Origin of the sequence: Viridibacillus sp. FSL H8-0110, assembly GCF_038003565.1 — a bacterium.
In the GTDB taxonomy this organism is placed as follows: domain Bacteria; phylum Bacillota; class Bacilli; order Bacillales_A; family Planococcaceae; genus Viridibacillus; species Viridibacillus arenosi.
Map to the genome: position 1 here is coordinate 3,622,195 of NZ_JBBOPJ010000001.1, position 15,547 is coordinate 3,637,741.

Annotated in this window: 16 protein-coding genes; 4 read left to right on the plus strand and 12 right to left on the minus strand. The window is 35.4% G+C overall.

The window, feature by feature from the left end; translation table 11 throughout:
- Positions 1-161 precede the first annotated feature (161 nt).
- From MHH98_RS18170 to MHH98_RS18195, 6 genes are all read right to left on the minus strand, one after another.
- A complete protein-coding gene (locus MHH98_RS18170; RefSeq protein WP_340713337.1) occupies positions 162-560 on the minus strand; it encodes a hypothetical protein in 399 nt (132 codons plus the stop codon).
- Positions 561-608: 48 nt separating this feature from the next.
- Positions 609-1,985: a magnesium transporter gene (mgtE, locus tag MHH98_RS18175; RefSeq protein ID WP_038179599.1), complete on the minus strand. Its 1,377-nt coding sequence runs from the start codon at positions 1,983-1,985 to the stop codon at positions 609-611.
- Positions 1,986-2,211: 226 nt separating this feature from the next.
- Positions 2,212-3,111: an RluA family pseudouridine synthase gene (locus tag MHH98_RS18180; protein WP_038179601.1), complete on the minus strand. Its 900-nt coding sequence runs from the start codon at positions 3,109-3,111 to the stop codon at positions 2,212-2,214.
- 1 nt (position 3,112) lies between these two features.
- Positions 3,113-3,916: an NAD kinase gene (locus MHH98_RS18185; protein ID WP_038179603.1), complete on the minus strand. Its 804-nt coding sequence runs from the start codon at positions 3,914-3,916 to the stop codon at positions 3,113-3,115.
- Complete coding sequence (locus MHH98_RS18190; protein WP_038179606.1) at positions 3,913-4,593, minus strand: GTP pyrophosphokinase; 681 nt, start codon at positions 4,591-4,593, stop codon at positions 3,913-3,915. The genes MHH98_RS18185 and MHH98_RS18190 overlap by 4 nt, the downstream gene beginning before the upstream one ends.
- An 11-nt stretch (positions 4,594-4,604) precedes the next feature.
- A complete protein-coding gene (locus MHH98_RS18195) occupies positions 4,605-5,000 on the minus strand; it encodes a UPF0738 family protein (protein WP_038179609.1) in 396 nt (131 codons plus the stop codon).
- A 173-nt stretch (positions 5,001-5,173) separates the two neighbouring features.
- On the opposite strand from MHH98_RS18195, the gene MHH98_RS18200 reads away from it, so the two are divergent.
- The 4 genes from MHH98_RS18200 to MHH98_RS18215 all read left to right on the plus strand — a co-directional run bounded on the left by MHH98_RS18200 (position 5,174) and on the right by MHH98_RS18215 (position 8,001).
- A complete protein-coding gene (locus MHH98_RS18200) occupies positions 5,174-5,761 on the plus strand; it encodes a CYTH domain-containing protein (RefSeq protein WP_038179611.1) in 588 nt (195 codons plus the stop codon).
- A gap of 3 nt (positions 5,762-5,764) precedes the next feature.
- A complete protein-coding gene (locus MHH98_RS18205; RefSeq protein ID WP_038179613.1) occupies positions 5,765-6,541 on the plus strand; it encodes a lytic transglycosylase domain-containing protein in 777 nt (258 codons plus the stop codon).
- A 252-nt stretch (positions 6,542-6,793) separates the two neighbouring features.
- Positions 6,794-7,195, plus strand: coding sequence for a globin domain-containing protein (locus MHH98_RS18210; protein ID WP_038179615.1), 402 nt, complete (start codon positions 6,794-6,796; stop codon positions 7,193-7,195).
- A complete protein-coding gene (locus tag MHH98_RS18215) occupies positions 7,192-8,001 on the plus strand; it encodes a ClpXP adapter SpxH family protein (protein WP_038179617.1) in 810 nt (269 codons plus the stop codon). Before MHH98_RS18210 ends, MHH98_RS18215 begins: the two co-directional genes overlap by 4 nt.
- A 495-nt stretch (positions 8,002-8,496) precedes the next feature.
- On the opposite strand, the gene pepF is transcribed toward MHH98_RS18215, so the two are convergent.
- From pepF to MHH98_RS18245, 6 genes are all read right to left on the minus strand, one after another.
- Positions 8,497-10,314 carry an oligoendopeptidase F gene (gene pepF / locus MHH98_RS18220; RefSeq protein WP_038179619.1) on the minus strand — a complete coding sequence of 606 codons (1,818 nt, stop codon included), beginning with the start codon at positions 10,312-10,314 and terminating at the stop codon, positions 8,497-8,499.
- Between the two features lie 55 nt (positions 10,315-10,369).
- Positions 10,370-11,503: a competence protein CoiA gene (locus MHH98_RS18225; protein ID WP_340713341.1), complete on the minus strand. Its 1,134-nt coding sequence runs from the start codon at positions 11,501-11,503 to the stop codon at positions 10,370-10,372.
- Positions 11,504-11,604: 101 nt separating this feature from the next.
- The gene (gene mecA / locus MHH98_RS18230) at positions 11,605-12,276 is read right to left on the minus strand and encodes an adaptor protein MecA (RefSeq protein WP_038179621.1); all 672 of its coding nucleotides are present in this window, start codon (positions 12,274-12,276) and stop codon (positions 11,605-11,607) included.
- 417 nt (positions 12,277-12,693) lie between these two features.
- Entirely contained in the window at positions 12,694-13,089 is a 396-nt protein-coding gene (spxA, locus tag MHH98_RS18235) for a transcriptional regulator SpxA (RefSeq protein ID WP_179078282.1), read from the minus strand.
- A gap of 449 nt (positions 13,090-13,538) precedes the next feature.
- The gene (locus MHH98_RS18240) at positions 13,539-14,483 is read right to left on the minus strand and encodes an ABC transporter ATP-binding protein (RefSeq protein ID WP_218642295.1); all 945 of its coding nucleotides are present in this window, start codon (positions 14,481-14,483) and stop codon (positions 13,539-13,541) included.
- A complete protein-coding gene (locus MHH98_RS18245; RefSeq protein ID WP_076034085.1) occupies positions 14,480-15,547 on the minus strand; it encodes an ABC transporter ATP-binding protein in 1,068 nt (355 codons plus the stop codon). The genes MHH98_RS18240 and MHH98_RS18245 overlap by 4 nt, the downstream gene beginning before the upstream one ends.

The window sequence follows — 15,547 nt, forward strand, 5'->3', positions numbered from 1 at the left end:
GCAGTAGTGTCTTTGTTTTAAAATGGATGATAGCAGTGTCAGGCAATGAGCTCCAAAGTTAGGTAATCTAACTTTCGGGGCTTTTTGTGATATGTATCTTTATCTTATGCAGTTATGATTTATTTTTGCAAAAAAAAGCTATCCCTTTAAAGGGACAGCTGTTAAAATACTTTTCCTCGCCACTTAATTTCGACGAGTTCATTAATTTTCGTTGGATATACGACACCTGTGTAACTTTTCAAAATTACTTCATCTTGCATCACACGATCGACGACACCTTCTATAATACGGCCATCTGATAAACTAAATTGCAATGGTTGATAAGCTTTCTGTTGAAACGGTGCAGATAAAAATATTAAACGCTCTGTTTTACGACGAATTTCAGCATCTTCTATAACTGGTTCTATGGATTCTACTTGTTCCATTGACTCTTCTACAACATCATCTACATCTACATCTACATCTTCAATAGCATCTTCCACAACAGAAGTACTATCACTATTAATATCAATAAAAAAAGCCGGGGGAGCTTTGATAAAAAGGAGTGGGCGATTCCCCAAGGTAACACATCCTTTTTTTCATATTGTATGCTCCTCCGGAAAATAAGTTCACATTAATTTACTAATGAACATTGTTGCAATCCCAAGATAAATTAAAATACTTGTTATATCATTTAATGTTGTAATAAAAGGACCAGATGCAACTGCAGGGTCAATTTTCAGTCGGTGCATTAATAACGGTATAAAAGATCCTGCAATTGTTGCAACAACAATTGAACAACAAATAGCGGTCCCTACCAATACTCCTAAAAGCCACATGTGTTTCCAAAAGAACACAATACCAAATGCAATAGCACCACAAACAACACCTGTAATTATGCCTGTGATTGCTTCTCGTAATAATAACTTCATCTTACTCTCTTCTTCAACATCACCAGTAGCAATCCCTCGAACAGCAACGGCTAATGCTTGCGTTCCACTATTTCCTGACGTACCACCTATTAAAGGAATAAAAGCAGCAAGAATTGCCACTTTTTCTAATGTTCCAGTAAATAAATCTACCAAATTAGCGGTTAACATGCCTAAAAATAATAATACAACAAGCCATGGCAAGCGTTTCTTCGCTGCAGCAAACGGGCTTTTGTCGAATGTCACCATATCTGAAACCCCGGCTAATTTAGAGTAGTCATCTGACGCCTCTTCATCAATGACATCAATAATATCATCAACTGTAATGATACCCAGCATTTCGTTTTTTGAATTAATAACAGGTACAGCTAAAAAGTTATAGTCCTTCATAATTTGCGCGACTGCCTCTTGATCGTCAGTTACATTAATACTTACAACACGATCATTCATTATTTGTCGTATTAATGTGTCTTCTTCTGCAATGATTAAGTCACGCAAAGAAATGACACCCGTTAAATGATTTGTATCATCGACAACAAATATATAATAAATCGTTTCTGCATCTGGCGCTGCGTTGCGTAAAATTGTCATCGCTGAACGAACGGTTGAGTTTTCAGGAATAGCGACATATTCTGTCGTCATTATAGAACCAGCTGTATATTCTGCATAGTACAGAAGTTCTTTAATATCCTGTGCCGAATCTTTATCCATAATTTTAAGGAAATGAGTGATTTGATCTTTATCTAATTCATTTAAAACGTCAACCGCATCATCGGTATACATGGCTGCTATCATTTGCGCTGCATACGTCGTATCCATTTCCTCTAAAATGCCTTTATATTCGTCATCATCGAGTTCAATAGCTTCAAAAATGTCAGCCATCTCTTTAGGGGAGAGATACTGATAGATAATCTGTCGTATGTCTGGTCCCACCTTCTCATAAAACTGTGCCTGATCATACGGATGAAGTGCTAGAAACTCCTCGCGAAAATTATCTGTCTCTGAATTCTCCAGTAATTGACGTAGATGCTGCTCATCGAATTGTACTTCATCTTTTTCCTTTGTTTCTTCTATCATGCATGTCCCCTCCTCTCGACTCATTAAGTCAGTTAAAATAACACCTTACTATAATAGAGTGTAGACCTTCAAAAGAGCAATTATTTTTTTAAAAAACTTTTTAATTTCAGCCTTTTGAACACCCCTAATACTAACATTCGGTAGTGCATTTTTACAAATAGCATATTTAAATTTCCCAGGAAATCAAAAATAAGGTGCTTCTTTTAATAAAAGCACCTTACATTAATTATTCTATTAGTAGTGATTGCATATCTTTTGGTAAACCTATTTGCCAGCTGTAAAATTGTTTCGTCACTGGATGATGTAACTGAAGCTCAACACAATGTAATGCTTGGCGATCGATTAAATTTCTATGGCCTCCATACAACGTATCTCCAACAAGTGGATGTCCAATAAATGCCATATGTACACGAATTTGATGCGTACGTCCTGTGTGTAACTTTAAACGAATATGAGTAATTGCTTCTCCATCTAACCTTGTTCGTTTTAATACGACAACATCTGTGTGAGCAAACTGTCCATCACTTCGTACTTCACGTTCAATAATACTACCATCTTTACGCCCAATTGGAGCAATAATTTCTTGCTGTTCTAATTCCAAATGGCCATGTACGATTGCTTCATAAGTCCGATGTATAGCATGTTTCTTTTGAGCTTCACTCATAAGATGGTGAACGTGGCGATGCTTAGCAATACACATAATTCCAGATGTATCTCTATCTAGACGCGTTACAATATGTACCGTTGAAGCTAAATCTTGCTGTTGTAAATGGGCAGCTACAAAATTAGCAACACTACCTTTGGGATGATCGTGGGAAGGAATCGTATTTTGATAAGGTTGTTTAGCAATAACTAGCAGTTCATGATCCTCGAAAATGACCTCGAGCTTCCCATCTTCAGGAACTAATCCCTTACTAATTTCTTCTGGAGGGAAGATGATTGTGACTAAATCATTCTTCTTTAGGCTATGACGGACATTTTGCTCAATATCATTTACTAAAAGTTGTCCACCTTGAAATTTTATTGCTGTTAAAGCTCTCTTAGAAATCCCCCACATGGCAAGTGCATCTCTAAAAAGTTGGTCGTGCTCTACTTTAAAGGTTAAGCGATATCGTAAATCTTTCATATTATTTCAAATCACTATCGATAAAAGAATCATGTACACGTTGCCAAAATGGGAATGCTCTAAAGCGAGCAAATCTCACCTTTTCCTTCGCAACTTTGTACTGAATTGATTTTACATTTTTATGCAATAACTGTACATGATCGACTGTAACCATAAAGTCTTTAGCCTTCACTGGTTTTAGCACGCAACTATGATGTGCCGGTAACACTAATGAAGATCCGACTGTACGAAAAACGCGATTATTAATAGATGCCATTTCAGTCACTTGAATAGCTTCTATTGATGGATGTAAAATGGCACCACCAAGTGCCTTATTGTAAGCTGTACTTCCTGAAGGTGTAGAAACACAAAGTCCATCTCCACGGAAGCGTTCAAATGGTTTCCCATTTAATTCAACGTCCATTACTAATGTTACTTCTGGGGATTTAACTGTAGATTCATTCAAAGCTAAATAAGTGTAATTTTCATCTGAATTTTGATAATTAATCACAACTTCTAATAGGGGATAATCGATTACATTATAGTCATTCTTTGCTATAGAGATAACCAATTTCTCGATTTCAATTGGCTTCCAGTCAGCATAAAAACCTAGATGCCCCGTATGGATACCTACAAATGCAACATCTGATAATATATGGCTATATCGATGAAATGCATGTAACAGTGTACCATCTCCACCAATCGACAACACGATATCTGGCTTTTCTTCATCTATTTCTAATCCAAAATCAGTTAAGTACGAGATAGCTCTTTCCATTAATTCATTTGATTGTGGATCATTACGTGATTGAACGGCAAATTTCATAGGTTTTCATGAGCTCCCTTCGAATTATCCTCTCTAACTTTTGGATTTGAAGCCTCTTTGTATTCGGTAAAATACTTTTGAGCTTCCTGTATCTCCTCGCGAATTAAAGACATTTCCTCATCTAATCGGAACGCTGCCTCTGCTGCGCTTTGTAGGCGATTTTTTATTTCCTCAGGAAAAATCCCTTTATACTTATAGTTCAATGAATGCTCAATAGATGCCCAGAAGTTCATTGCAAGTGTTCTAATTTGAATTTCAGCTAAAATCTTTTTCTCACCTTGAATTGTTCCGACAGGATATTCAATTATCATATGATAAGAACGATATCCGCTAACTTTTACATTGGTGATATAATCTCTTTCTTCTACAACTGTTAAATCATTGCGCTGTCTTAATAATTCAATAACAGTAGGAATTTCATCCACGAATTGACACATGATACGTACCCCTGCAATATCTTGTAACTCATGCGCTAGCATATCTGACGGTTCAAAGACTAGACCTTTTTCTAAAGTCTTGTCATAAATACTTGCAAGTGGTTTCACCCTACCTGTTACAAATTCTATTGGTGACGTTTCATTTGATTTTTCGAACTGTGCGCGCATTCCTTTTAGCTTAATTTTCAATTCATCCACTGCTTGCTTATAGGGCTGTAAAAAGCGGTCCCATTGTCCCATGATAAGTCCCCCTAATCTTCTCGGGATTCGTTCAATATTTCTGCAAAGGCTTCTTCAACAGCTGTTGAAAAGTCTTCTCCATAATTATGATTTCCTTCAATATTAAATATAAGTGCGTTTAATTCATCCTGGAAGTTCACTAATTCAGTTTGTCCATTCCCCCAAGTTAATATTGGCTCAAAATCAGACTGTAATGTTTTGACTAAAAGTGGCCAAATAGCTTGTGGGAATTTTATGTAATGGTAGTCTTCCCCTGCATCCATTAAATAGATAAAAGCCATGGCGTCTGAATCAGTAATAACCTGACCTGCAGCTCGCCATTCCAAATCAGGTGTTTCTCCGCATATTTGTAAATGAATTTGTTTTTCTAATTGTGATCCATTTTCTACTGTATATGTTTTACGCAAAGCCTATCTTCCTTTCCGTGAATCTTCTATCATTTTATCATAGTAAGCCTCATTACTACCCACTTTTTCGGAGAATTGTTGTGCTTTTCCCCATTTCGACAATCATTGCAATGCAGTCTATACTTCACCTATAATTAATTTATAAGAATTTATAAAAAGAGAGGGTGATTGGTATGGCACAACAACTAGAAATTGAGTTTAAAAACCTACTTTCGAAAGAGGAATATGAAGCCCTTTGTAATACTTTTGCTATTCCAAATGAAGATTTTCACGAACAAGCAAATCATTATTTTGATACACCAGATTTTCGATTAAAGAAAGCACGTTCAGGTTTACGAATACGCGAAGTTCAAAACCGCTTTGAATGCACACTAAAAGAACCAGCATCTGGTATTGGGTTATTGGAAACAACGGATTTATTAACTGAGGAGCACGTGAATGAAGTGCTAAATGGGGCTACTCTAAAAGCAGATGAAGTAGATACCCGATTAAAAAAACTTCAGATTAACCCCACAGATTTACAACTATTAGGTACACTTTTTACAAAGCGTGCCGAAATAAAATATAATGGCGGACTTCTCGTTTTCGACCATTCTCGCTATTTAGACACTGATGATTATGAACTAGAATTTGAAGTGACAAATGAGAAGTTAGGTAGAACATTATTCGAGGAATTTTTAGCAAAACATACTATTCCTGTTAGAATAGCTGATAAAAAAATTGCTCGCTTCATGGCCGCCGTCAATAAGAAAAGAGGTTAATAGATGGATATCTCAGCTTTAAAAACGCTCTTAGAAATTCAAGGTCTTCAATCCATGGGATCGACTAGCTTATCAGCCACTGATTCATCATCTTCTTCATCTAATATGTTCACTCAATTAATGAATGAAATGATGACTTCATCAACATCTCAAAACGCCCCTTCACAATTACTAGGCTTAACAAATTCAGTATCGGGCTCAAGCAATTCTTATGCTGCATTATTAGGTAGTGGATTAATGGGTTCTTCAACAACGAGCTCGGATAATGCACTTTCGAGCTTGTACTATAACGGTACTTCTCCTATATATAGACCAACTTCGGTGTCTAATAATACATATAGTACAACACCTTTAAATCCAGTATTAACAGGTTACACCGCGGGACCTACTAATGTCACTTCAAATACGCAATATGATGCCATTATAAAAAAAGCATCTGAAACTTATGGTATTCCTGAAAAAATGATTAAATCTGTGATTAAACAAGAATCTAATTTTAATAACTCTGTCGTTAGCCATGCAGGGGCTGCTGGCCTTATGCAATTAATGCCTGGTACAGCCAAATTCCTTGGTGTCTCAAATGTCTTTGACCCAGAACAAAACATTATGGGCGGTACGAAATATTTGAAACAAATGTATGATAAATTCGGTGGTGATATGAATCTAATGTTAGCTGCATATAATGCTGGGCCTGGTAATGTTTCTAAATATAATGGTATTCCACCATTTAAAGAGACGACGAATTATGTTACTAAAATCATGAATAGCTATCAAGCTTAATAAGACAGCAGCCGTTGTTGTCTTATAATTTCATATCAAGTCACTCTTAGAATCGACATATAACTTAGAATTATGTCGATTTTTTTTTGATTAAATTTCCTTGAAGGCACGATTTTTCATAGTAGCCATACACTTTTTCTGACTTTTTTATTAAACTATATGAAAAAAGTAATGTAATTTAATCGATTTGTTTGAGAAAAAACGTTTAGGTTGATAGAATAGAATTACAGCTAAAGCAAAGGAGCATCATCAATGACGCAAAAACCTATTATTCCTTATGAGGAAATTGGCGAAGAAACACTATCAAAAATGATTAAGATTTTCTACTCCAAAGTCGCTAAAAATCCGAAGCTAAAGCCGATATTTCCTGATGATTTAACTGAAACTGCCCGCAAGCAAATTCAATTTCAAACTCAATATTTAGGTGGTCCAAATCTTTTTACTGAAGAGCATGGGCATCCAATGATGAGAGCCCGCCATATGCCCTTCAAAATTACACCTGAACGTGCACAAGCATGGTTAGAATGTATGGCTGAAGCTATGGATGAAGTTGGATTGGATGGAAAGATTCGAGAAATATACTATAAACGACTCGTCCTTACAGCGCACCACATGATTAATTCACCTGATAACGACGAGGAGGTATTAGAGTGAATAATATTCAGATAATGCCGGCACCGCCTTCGCATACTACTCTGAGTAGACCGATTGAGCTTTATGTATTCATTGATCCGCTTGCTCCAGACAGTTGGGATTTACAAGCAATTATCCGTAAGCTTCAAGTAAATTATAATCAGTACTTTACTTTACGATTTGTTCTTAGTACAGAATTAGCTTCACTTAACGTCGCTTGCCAACGTGTAAATAGCTGTAATAGTGAATATGAAGAAATTGATGTCTCTCATCCTGTTCTTCCTTCAATCGCAGTAAAGGCTGCTGAATTACAAGGGAAAAAAGCTGGCTATCGCTACCTGATGAAATTGCAAGAATATGTCTTGTTGAATACAAAAAACGTCCGTTCACGCTCGACTTTAGTCGAAATTGCCAAAGAAGCCAAACTAGATATTCAAGAGTTCCAAACAGACTTCCAGTCGTTGGAAGCGTCTCGTGCATTTCAAAGTGACTTATGCATTACGCGCGAAATGGATGTAGAAGAAGTACCAAGCTTCGTTTTCTTTAATGAAAATATTGAAGATGAAGGTTTAAAAGTTAGTGGAAATTATTCATATGAAGTTTATGAACAAATATTAGAAGAATTATTAGACGGTGAACTTATTTGTCAACAACCTCCATCAGTAGAAGAATTATTTAAACGGTATCATACATTAACAACTAAAGAAGTAGCATCAATTTATAATATTACTGAACAAACTGCTGACCGAGAGTTAAAAAAGAAAATGCTACAACAAAAAGTCGACCGCATCAATTATGAAGAATCATCGCTGTGGCGTTTAAAATAAATTATATATAGGCTAGTAACGATCTATTTTATCGTTGCTAGTCTTTTTTAATTTCTATTAGAAATCTTGCTAATTGTATGTAAGAACTAGTTAACATGTTGATGATAGTTACCGGTTAATAGAAAATAACAAAATAAAAGAGGCGCCTCTACGAGAGACGCCTTCTTTTCACAAAGGGGATGGGAGAAATGTTCACGTTCAAACAAAGGGGTGTATGTTTGTTTGTGATTTATTTCACATCTAACACTTTAGCATGGAAAAAATGATATAGCAATGCTTCAGAATTGAATTCACAAAGTTGTCATAAGGAAAGCGTTTGCAAGTGGTAATAAGTCTTTTAAACTTCAAATTGACATGGTTTTGTCGAGTCTTGTTAATATTTTTTATAGTTTTCCACCCGAAAATTACTTATCTTTTCATATCACTATATAGAATGATTCCAAATTAAAAAACCGAGGGGAATTATTTCCACCTCGGCCTTTTAAACATTAATTATTAAACGTCTAGAAGTTTTTCTAGTTCCTCTAAGTTTTTCTCGAATACTTTGCAAGCTTCTTCGATAGGCTCAGCAGATTCCATATTAACACCCGCCGCTTTTAATACTTCAATTGGGAAGTCTGAACATCCCGCTTTTAAGAAATTGTTAATATAACGATCTACTGCAGGTTGTCCTTCTTCAAGGATTTGAGCACTTAAAGCAGTAGCAGCACTCTTACCTGTTGCATATTGGTAGACATAATAGTTGTAGTAGAAGTGAGGGATACGTGCCCATTCTAGACCAATCTCTTCGTCCACAACAATGTCGTCACCATAATATTGTTTATTTAGATTATAGTAGACTTCCGTCATTTTTTCTGCTGTTAGCGCTTCCCCATTTTGATCAAGTTGATGAATAATATGTTCAAATTCAGCAAACATTGTTTGGCGGAAAATTGTACCACGGAATCCTTCTAACCAGTGATTTAATATATAAATACGTTGTTGTGGATCTTCAATCGTATTTAATAAATGATGGTTTAATAACTCTTCGTTACAAGTTGATGCAACTTCTGCTACGAAAATAGAATAGTTACCGTATACGAACGGTTGGTTGTTACGAGTGAAATAACTATGGACACTATGTCCAAATTCATGAACAAGAGTAAATAGATTATCTAAATTATTTTGCCAGTTCATCAGAATATAAGGATTCGTACCATATGCACCTGAAGAATATGCGCCACTTCTCTTCCCTTTGTTTTCAAGTACATCTACCCAGCGATCCTCTAAACCTTGTTTCACAATACTTACATACTCATCACCAAGTACTTCAAAGCTTTTTAACATATGATTTTTTGCTTCTTCATATGGCATATCCACTTTTGATTCTTGTACAAGTGGTGTATATATATCCCACATATGAAGTTCATCGACACCCAATACCTTTTTGCGCAGCGCAATATAACGATGCATTAAAGGTAAATACTTATGAATTGTCGAGATAAGTTGATCATACACTTTTTCCGGGATATGATTTGCAGCCATTGCTGACTGACGAGCTGATTCATATTTGCGAATACGCGCATTGACATTATCACCTTTAACATTACCAGCAAGGGTCGTTGCAAATGTGTTACGGAATTCTCCGTACGTTTTATACATTGCTCGGAATGCCGCTTCACGTACTTTGCGATCGCCACTTTCTAAGAAATGTGTATAATTCCCATGTGTTAGTTGAACTTGATGACCATTTTCATCTTCAATCGTAGGGAACTGTAAATCAGCGTTATTTAATGTACTAAATGTTTCAGATGATGCACCTGTTACTTCTGACAACTGTGCAAGGATTGCCTCTTGCTCCGCTGGCAAAATATGTGGACGTCCAATGTTAATTTCAACCAATTCTTGTCTGTATAATTGAAGTTCCTCATTTTCAGCTAAAAATTGTTCAATTATTTTTTCATCTAACGCTAGAATTTCAGGTGTTAAAAATGACAGACCAGTTGAAACTTTCGCATAAAGTGATTTGCAACGACTGTCCATTGCTTGATAGAAACTGTTCGCTGTGTCTTGATCCAATCGCATATGTGAATATGTGTAAAGACGCATTAATTTTGAATACAATTTATCTCGGTATTGTAAAACCGCTAAAAGTGCCTGTGCACCGTTTTCAATTGTACCTTGATAAGATGCAGCATTTTCACTCAAAGCACTAATATCCTTAAACTCTGCTTCCCAAGCTTCGTCTGTCTCAAAAATATCTTCAAGACGCCAAGTTAGTTCAACAGGTACCTCTTGTCTTGTTAATACTTTTTGTTCTGATTTCGTTGTCATATTTTATGACCTCCTATTGTAAATACGTTGAGAAACAAATACCTTTATTATTTTCTCAATTTTCATAACACTTTGCAAGGAATTCACTATGCAATAATTGTAAGATAATAGCTTCTTTTGTTGAAGAATGAATGGAACGGACACTCAATTTTTTCAATAACAAAATATAGTGAAGAATCGCATCTTTCCCTCGCTCATCTTGAAAATAATCCGGATTATTTAAGATAAATATCGCAATAACCTCATCATCCACTTGTAATATACTAATTTGACAATCTTGTAGAAAGAATAATAATGTTGCTTGCCATTCTGCAATGTAGACATCAATATATTGAGCGTTTCGAACAGGCAAGCCAATGAATAAAGGTAATTGGTCAAGTCTCATACGCGCACCGTAACAGCCTTTTAAGAGCAGATCCTGAACCCCTTTCCTACTTAAGTAGAAACGTTGACGTAAAAAACGCTGGCGGATAAGCAAATGGAATCTCCAATAATGAGTGAATTCCTCCTTTGTAGGCTCTTTTAAATGCAAAAATGGAAAATATTGATGTGCAATCGGTAACTGTTGGACCTTGGCGATAAAGCGATACCCATGTATGAACAATAGATGAGAAAAATAAATAAACTTCGCTGTAGTAGGATTGTAAGTAAGAAGGGTTGATCCGTGTTGGGGATGACATGTGATAAATTGCTGACGAAACGGAGAGATTTGAACAAGTTGAATACGTGTAGGTTTTTGCTGCTTAAAATTAGGGGTTTTAAGAAGCCATAGAGGAACTATACTTGCATTTAAATATCCTTTAGTACGTGCTTGTACAACTTCAATAGGTATATTGCTACACTGAAATTCAATCGCATATTGCTCATTTTTAGTTGTTACTAGTAAATCCGGCCGCTGCGACAAGTTCTTTATAAAAGGCTCCAGTTGAACAGTTAATCCTTTGTTTTCAAAAAAACAATAAAGTTGTTGTTTACCTATTAAATGTTCTTTTGACTCACCATCCGAAAATAACTGTGGACAATTTGAATCCTTTTTGTGTGCAAAATGAGGAACAACAATTTCACCTATTCGAAGCTGTAACTCTTCTTTACATTGCGGACAAAAAAACTGATGGGTTCTCCTTAACTGTTTTAGATTTTCTCTAGTATGTGATGCAGACAATATAAATAGTTCATTATTTGCTGTCATTGCAGATAAAATACAAACACCTCCTATTTTTATCCATTCTATTAATATATGGTATAAATTGCAAGAAAAAAAATCCCCCGGGATTCGGAGGATTTTCACTGTCATTTAACAAAATACTTTATAACTGTATCAAAGCAGTCTTTTTCCATTAATGCTTTACCGTATTCTTGAAGAATGTGGATTGTTACCTCAGCGTCCGTGGAAAATTCAGTAATAACACTGAAAATGTCCTCAGCTTCATCATGTAAAACCTCTTCATTAAAACGGATGTGTAAATAGTAGTTACCTTCCCATTGATACAACGCATTATGGAATAGTGACGTCTCTTGTATTTTTTGCGCAAGAGGAATAATATCATCAAATTCCTGTAATTTAAAGATAAAATCGGAGTCCTCATCGATTGTACTGTTTACAAGATCTTCAAAATCGTCAAATTCATGCGCTTTTGGCTCATCGCCACCAAATGCGGATGACATCATTCTTTGTTTATCTTCTATATCGAAGGGCGGTTCGATATGCTGACCGTCCTTATAAATTTTAGCATGTGTGATAGTCAGTTCAAGGCCATTCTCTTGAACTATCACTTGGATCCATAATGGTCCTTCAACTTCAAAATATTCTTCGTCATTTATTTCATCCATCATAGACCAGAAGAGTTCTTCGCTTTTTTCCCGGTTATACCATACTTCATCTTTCGTGAATCCACGTTCTTCAATGTCATGATAAGAAATGAAGAGTTTAAGTGTATTCTCATTTATGCGTTCGATGTCCATATTACACAACTCCCTTCGGTCAATACTAACAGATGCATCGAGTCCACTTATGAACAAGTCTTTAAAATTTCTTGATAATACAGTGTCTAATACTATTGTATGATGAGTTTGTTGAAAATGGAAAGGAAATAACTCGGAAAATTACAACAGTATATGAATTGTAGTAGACAAGGTATAGTAAATCAAGTCATAACGCTTCTATGTATAGATGTACTATCCTCTTTTATATAGTAAATAATGAAAAAAATTTTTATGCATAAAAAAAAGCCAGTTGTGTAACACTTAACAACAACTGGCTCTGAAGACATAATAGATAGATCGTTACGCATGAATCCTAACTAATCAATATACTTATTATACACATGTATACTGCTGACCAATTTGAGCGAGCATGCTACATGAAAATTGCTCTTATTATTAGTTAACCATCTTCTGTGCTTCTTGTAATTGATAAGCACGAACTTTACGAGGTAAGAAACGACGAATTTCATCTTCGTTATACCCAACTTGTAAACGTTTTTCGTCTAAAATAATCGGACGTCGTAAAAGCCCTGGATGTTCTTGGATTAACTCATAAAGACGCTGTAACGGTAAAGTTTCTACATCTACTTTTAATTTTTGGAAAATTTTAGAACGAGTTGAGATGATTTCGTCTGTACCATCCTCAGTCATGCGTAAAATTTCTTTTATTTCACTTATGCTTAAAGGCTCCGCGAAAATATTTCTTTCTGTATATGGAATATCATGTTCTTCTAACCATGCTTTTGCTTTTCTACAAGATGTACAACTGGGTGAAGTAAATAATGTCACCATCATATAAAACACATCCTTTCAAAATGTGTAGCGAATATAATAACATTCCTAAATTAGAATGACTTTAAAAAAAGAACTGTAAGCATATTATACAACATTTTGTCCAATTTGAATATATGCTATTAAGAAAAATTTCCATTGTAAGTTATGACCATTTTTTCTATCAATTCATGTTTTTCCATAAAGGTTAGACCACTTTATTACGCGTATATATGTAGTATCCCCAAAAATGCCGTGCGATAAACTTATTAATTCAAATAAATATTCTCATTTAGAATCTCTATATTGAAAAAATATATATTATATTTATACTAATTATACGTTCAATCTGTAAAAAAAGTTTCAATTTTAGATAAATTTCATTATGTAAATTTGACAAAATACAAAACTGCCCCTTTAATCAACTAATTTCATTGACTAAAGAGGCAGCCTTTAATTAAACATAATGATTAGTTATTTGCATGTTGTGATTGTAATACTTCAAATTCTGCTTTAGAGCAATAGACGAAATGTCCGGGACGTACTTCTCGCATTGTTACATCCTCGCCCTCTTTATAATTATGCGATTTTGGATCGTATGTTATACGCACACGATTACGCTCGTAATCAGGGTCTGGAAGTGGAATAGCTGATAGTAGTGATTGTGTATAGGGATGCATAGGATATTTGTAAAGATCCTCTGCGGGTGCAAGTTCTACTAATTTACCAAAATACATTACACCGATTCGATCAGAAATATATTTAACCATTGATAGATCATGAGCGATAAATAAGTAGGTTAAGCCTTTTTCTTCTTGTAACTCCTTTAATAGGTTAACCACTTGCGCTTGAATTGACACATCTAATGCAGAAATTGGTTCATCTGCAATGATGAATTCTGGTTCTACTGCTAGAGCACGAGCAATTCCTAATCGCTGACGTTGACCACCCGAGAATTCATGTGGATAGCGGTTAGCATGTTCTTTGTTTAAGCCTACTGTTTCTAACAATTGATAAACTCGTTCTTGACGTTCTTTTGCGTTTTTTACAAGACCGTGAATATCTAAACCTTCTGCGATGATGTCCATTACTTTCATACGTGGATTTAATGATGCATACGGATCTTGGAAAATCATTTGCATTTTGCGGTTAAATGACTTTAGTTCCGTTTTAGATTTACGACCATGGACATTTACACCATCATAAAGAACTTCTCCGTCAGTGGCATCATATAGGCGGATAATCGTACGACCTGTCGTAGATTTCCCACAACCTGACTCCCCTACTAATCCTAAAGTTTCTCCTTTATAAATATCAAATGTAATATCATCGATGGCTTTAACTTCATTTGATTTTCCAGGATTGAAGTATTGTTTTAAATTTTTGATTTCTAAAAGTTTCTTTTGTATTTTCATTTTAAAATACCTCCATTAGCACTTTCGTAATAGCGGCTATTAGGGAATCGTTTCATTCTTTCAATAATTGTAGCAGGTGGTGTCACTTCTGGAGCATCTGGGTGTAATAACCAAGTAGCCGCATAATGAGTATCACTTACTTTAAAGAATGGTGGCGTTTCTTCCAAATCGATTTGCATAGCATATTCACTACGAAGCGCAAAGGCATCCCCTTTTGGTGGATTCAATAAATCTGGTGGCGTGCCTGGAATTGCATACAGTTTCTCTTCCTGCACATCTAATGAAGGCATAGAACTTAGAAGACCCCAAGTATATGGATGCTGTGGATTGTAGAATATTTCATCTACTGTACCAATTTCAACAATTTTACCACTGTACATAACAGCTACACGATCAGCCACATTTGCTACAACACCAAGGTCATGCGTGATGAAAATAATAGATGTATCGATTTTCTTTTGTAGATCTTTCATCAGTTCAAGAATTTGAGCTTGAATTGTAACGTCTAGTGCAGTTGTCGGTTCATCAGCAATTAAAACTTTTGGGTTACATGCTAATGCAATTGCAATTACGATTCGTTGACGTTGACCACCTGAAAATTGATGTGGATATTGTTTCATACGTTGCTCTGGTTGCGGCATACCTACTAGTTTTAATAGATCAATGGCAATTTTTCGAGCTTCTGATTTTGCTACATTTTGATGTTTTAAAATCGGCTCCATTATTTGTTTACCAATTGTCATCGTTGGATTCAAAGATGTCATCGGATCTTGGAAAATCATCGAGATATCTTTCCCGCGAATTTTCTGCATTTCTTTATCAGTTAACTTCGTTAAATCTTTTCCATTAAATAAAATCTGACCATTTTTGAATTCCGAACTAGATTCAGGGAGTAGACGCATAATAGCTTTAGTCGTAACCGATTTACCTGAACCTGATTCCCCAACGATTGCTAGTGTTTCTCCTTTTTTCAAATCGAAGTTCACACCACGAATCGCTTTCACTTCACCAGCAAATGTGTGGAAAGAAAGCTCAAGATTTTTTACTTCAAGTATTTTCTCCAT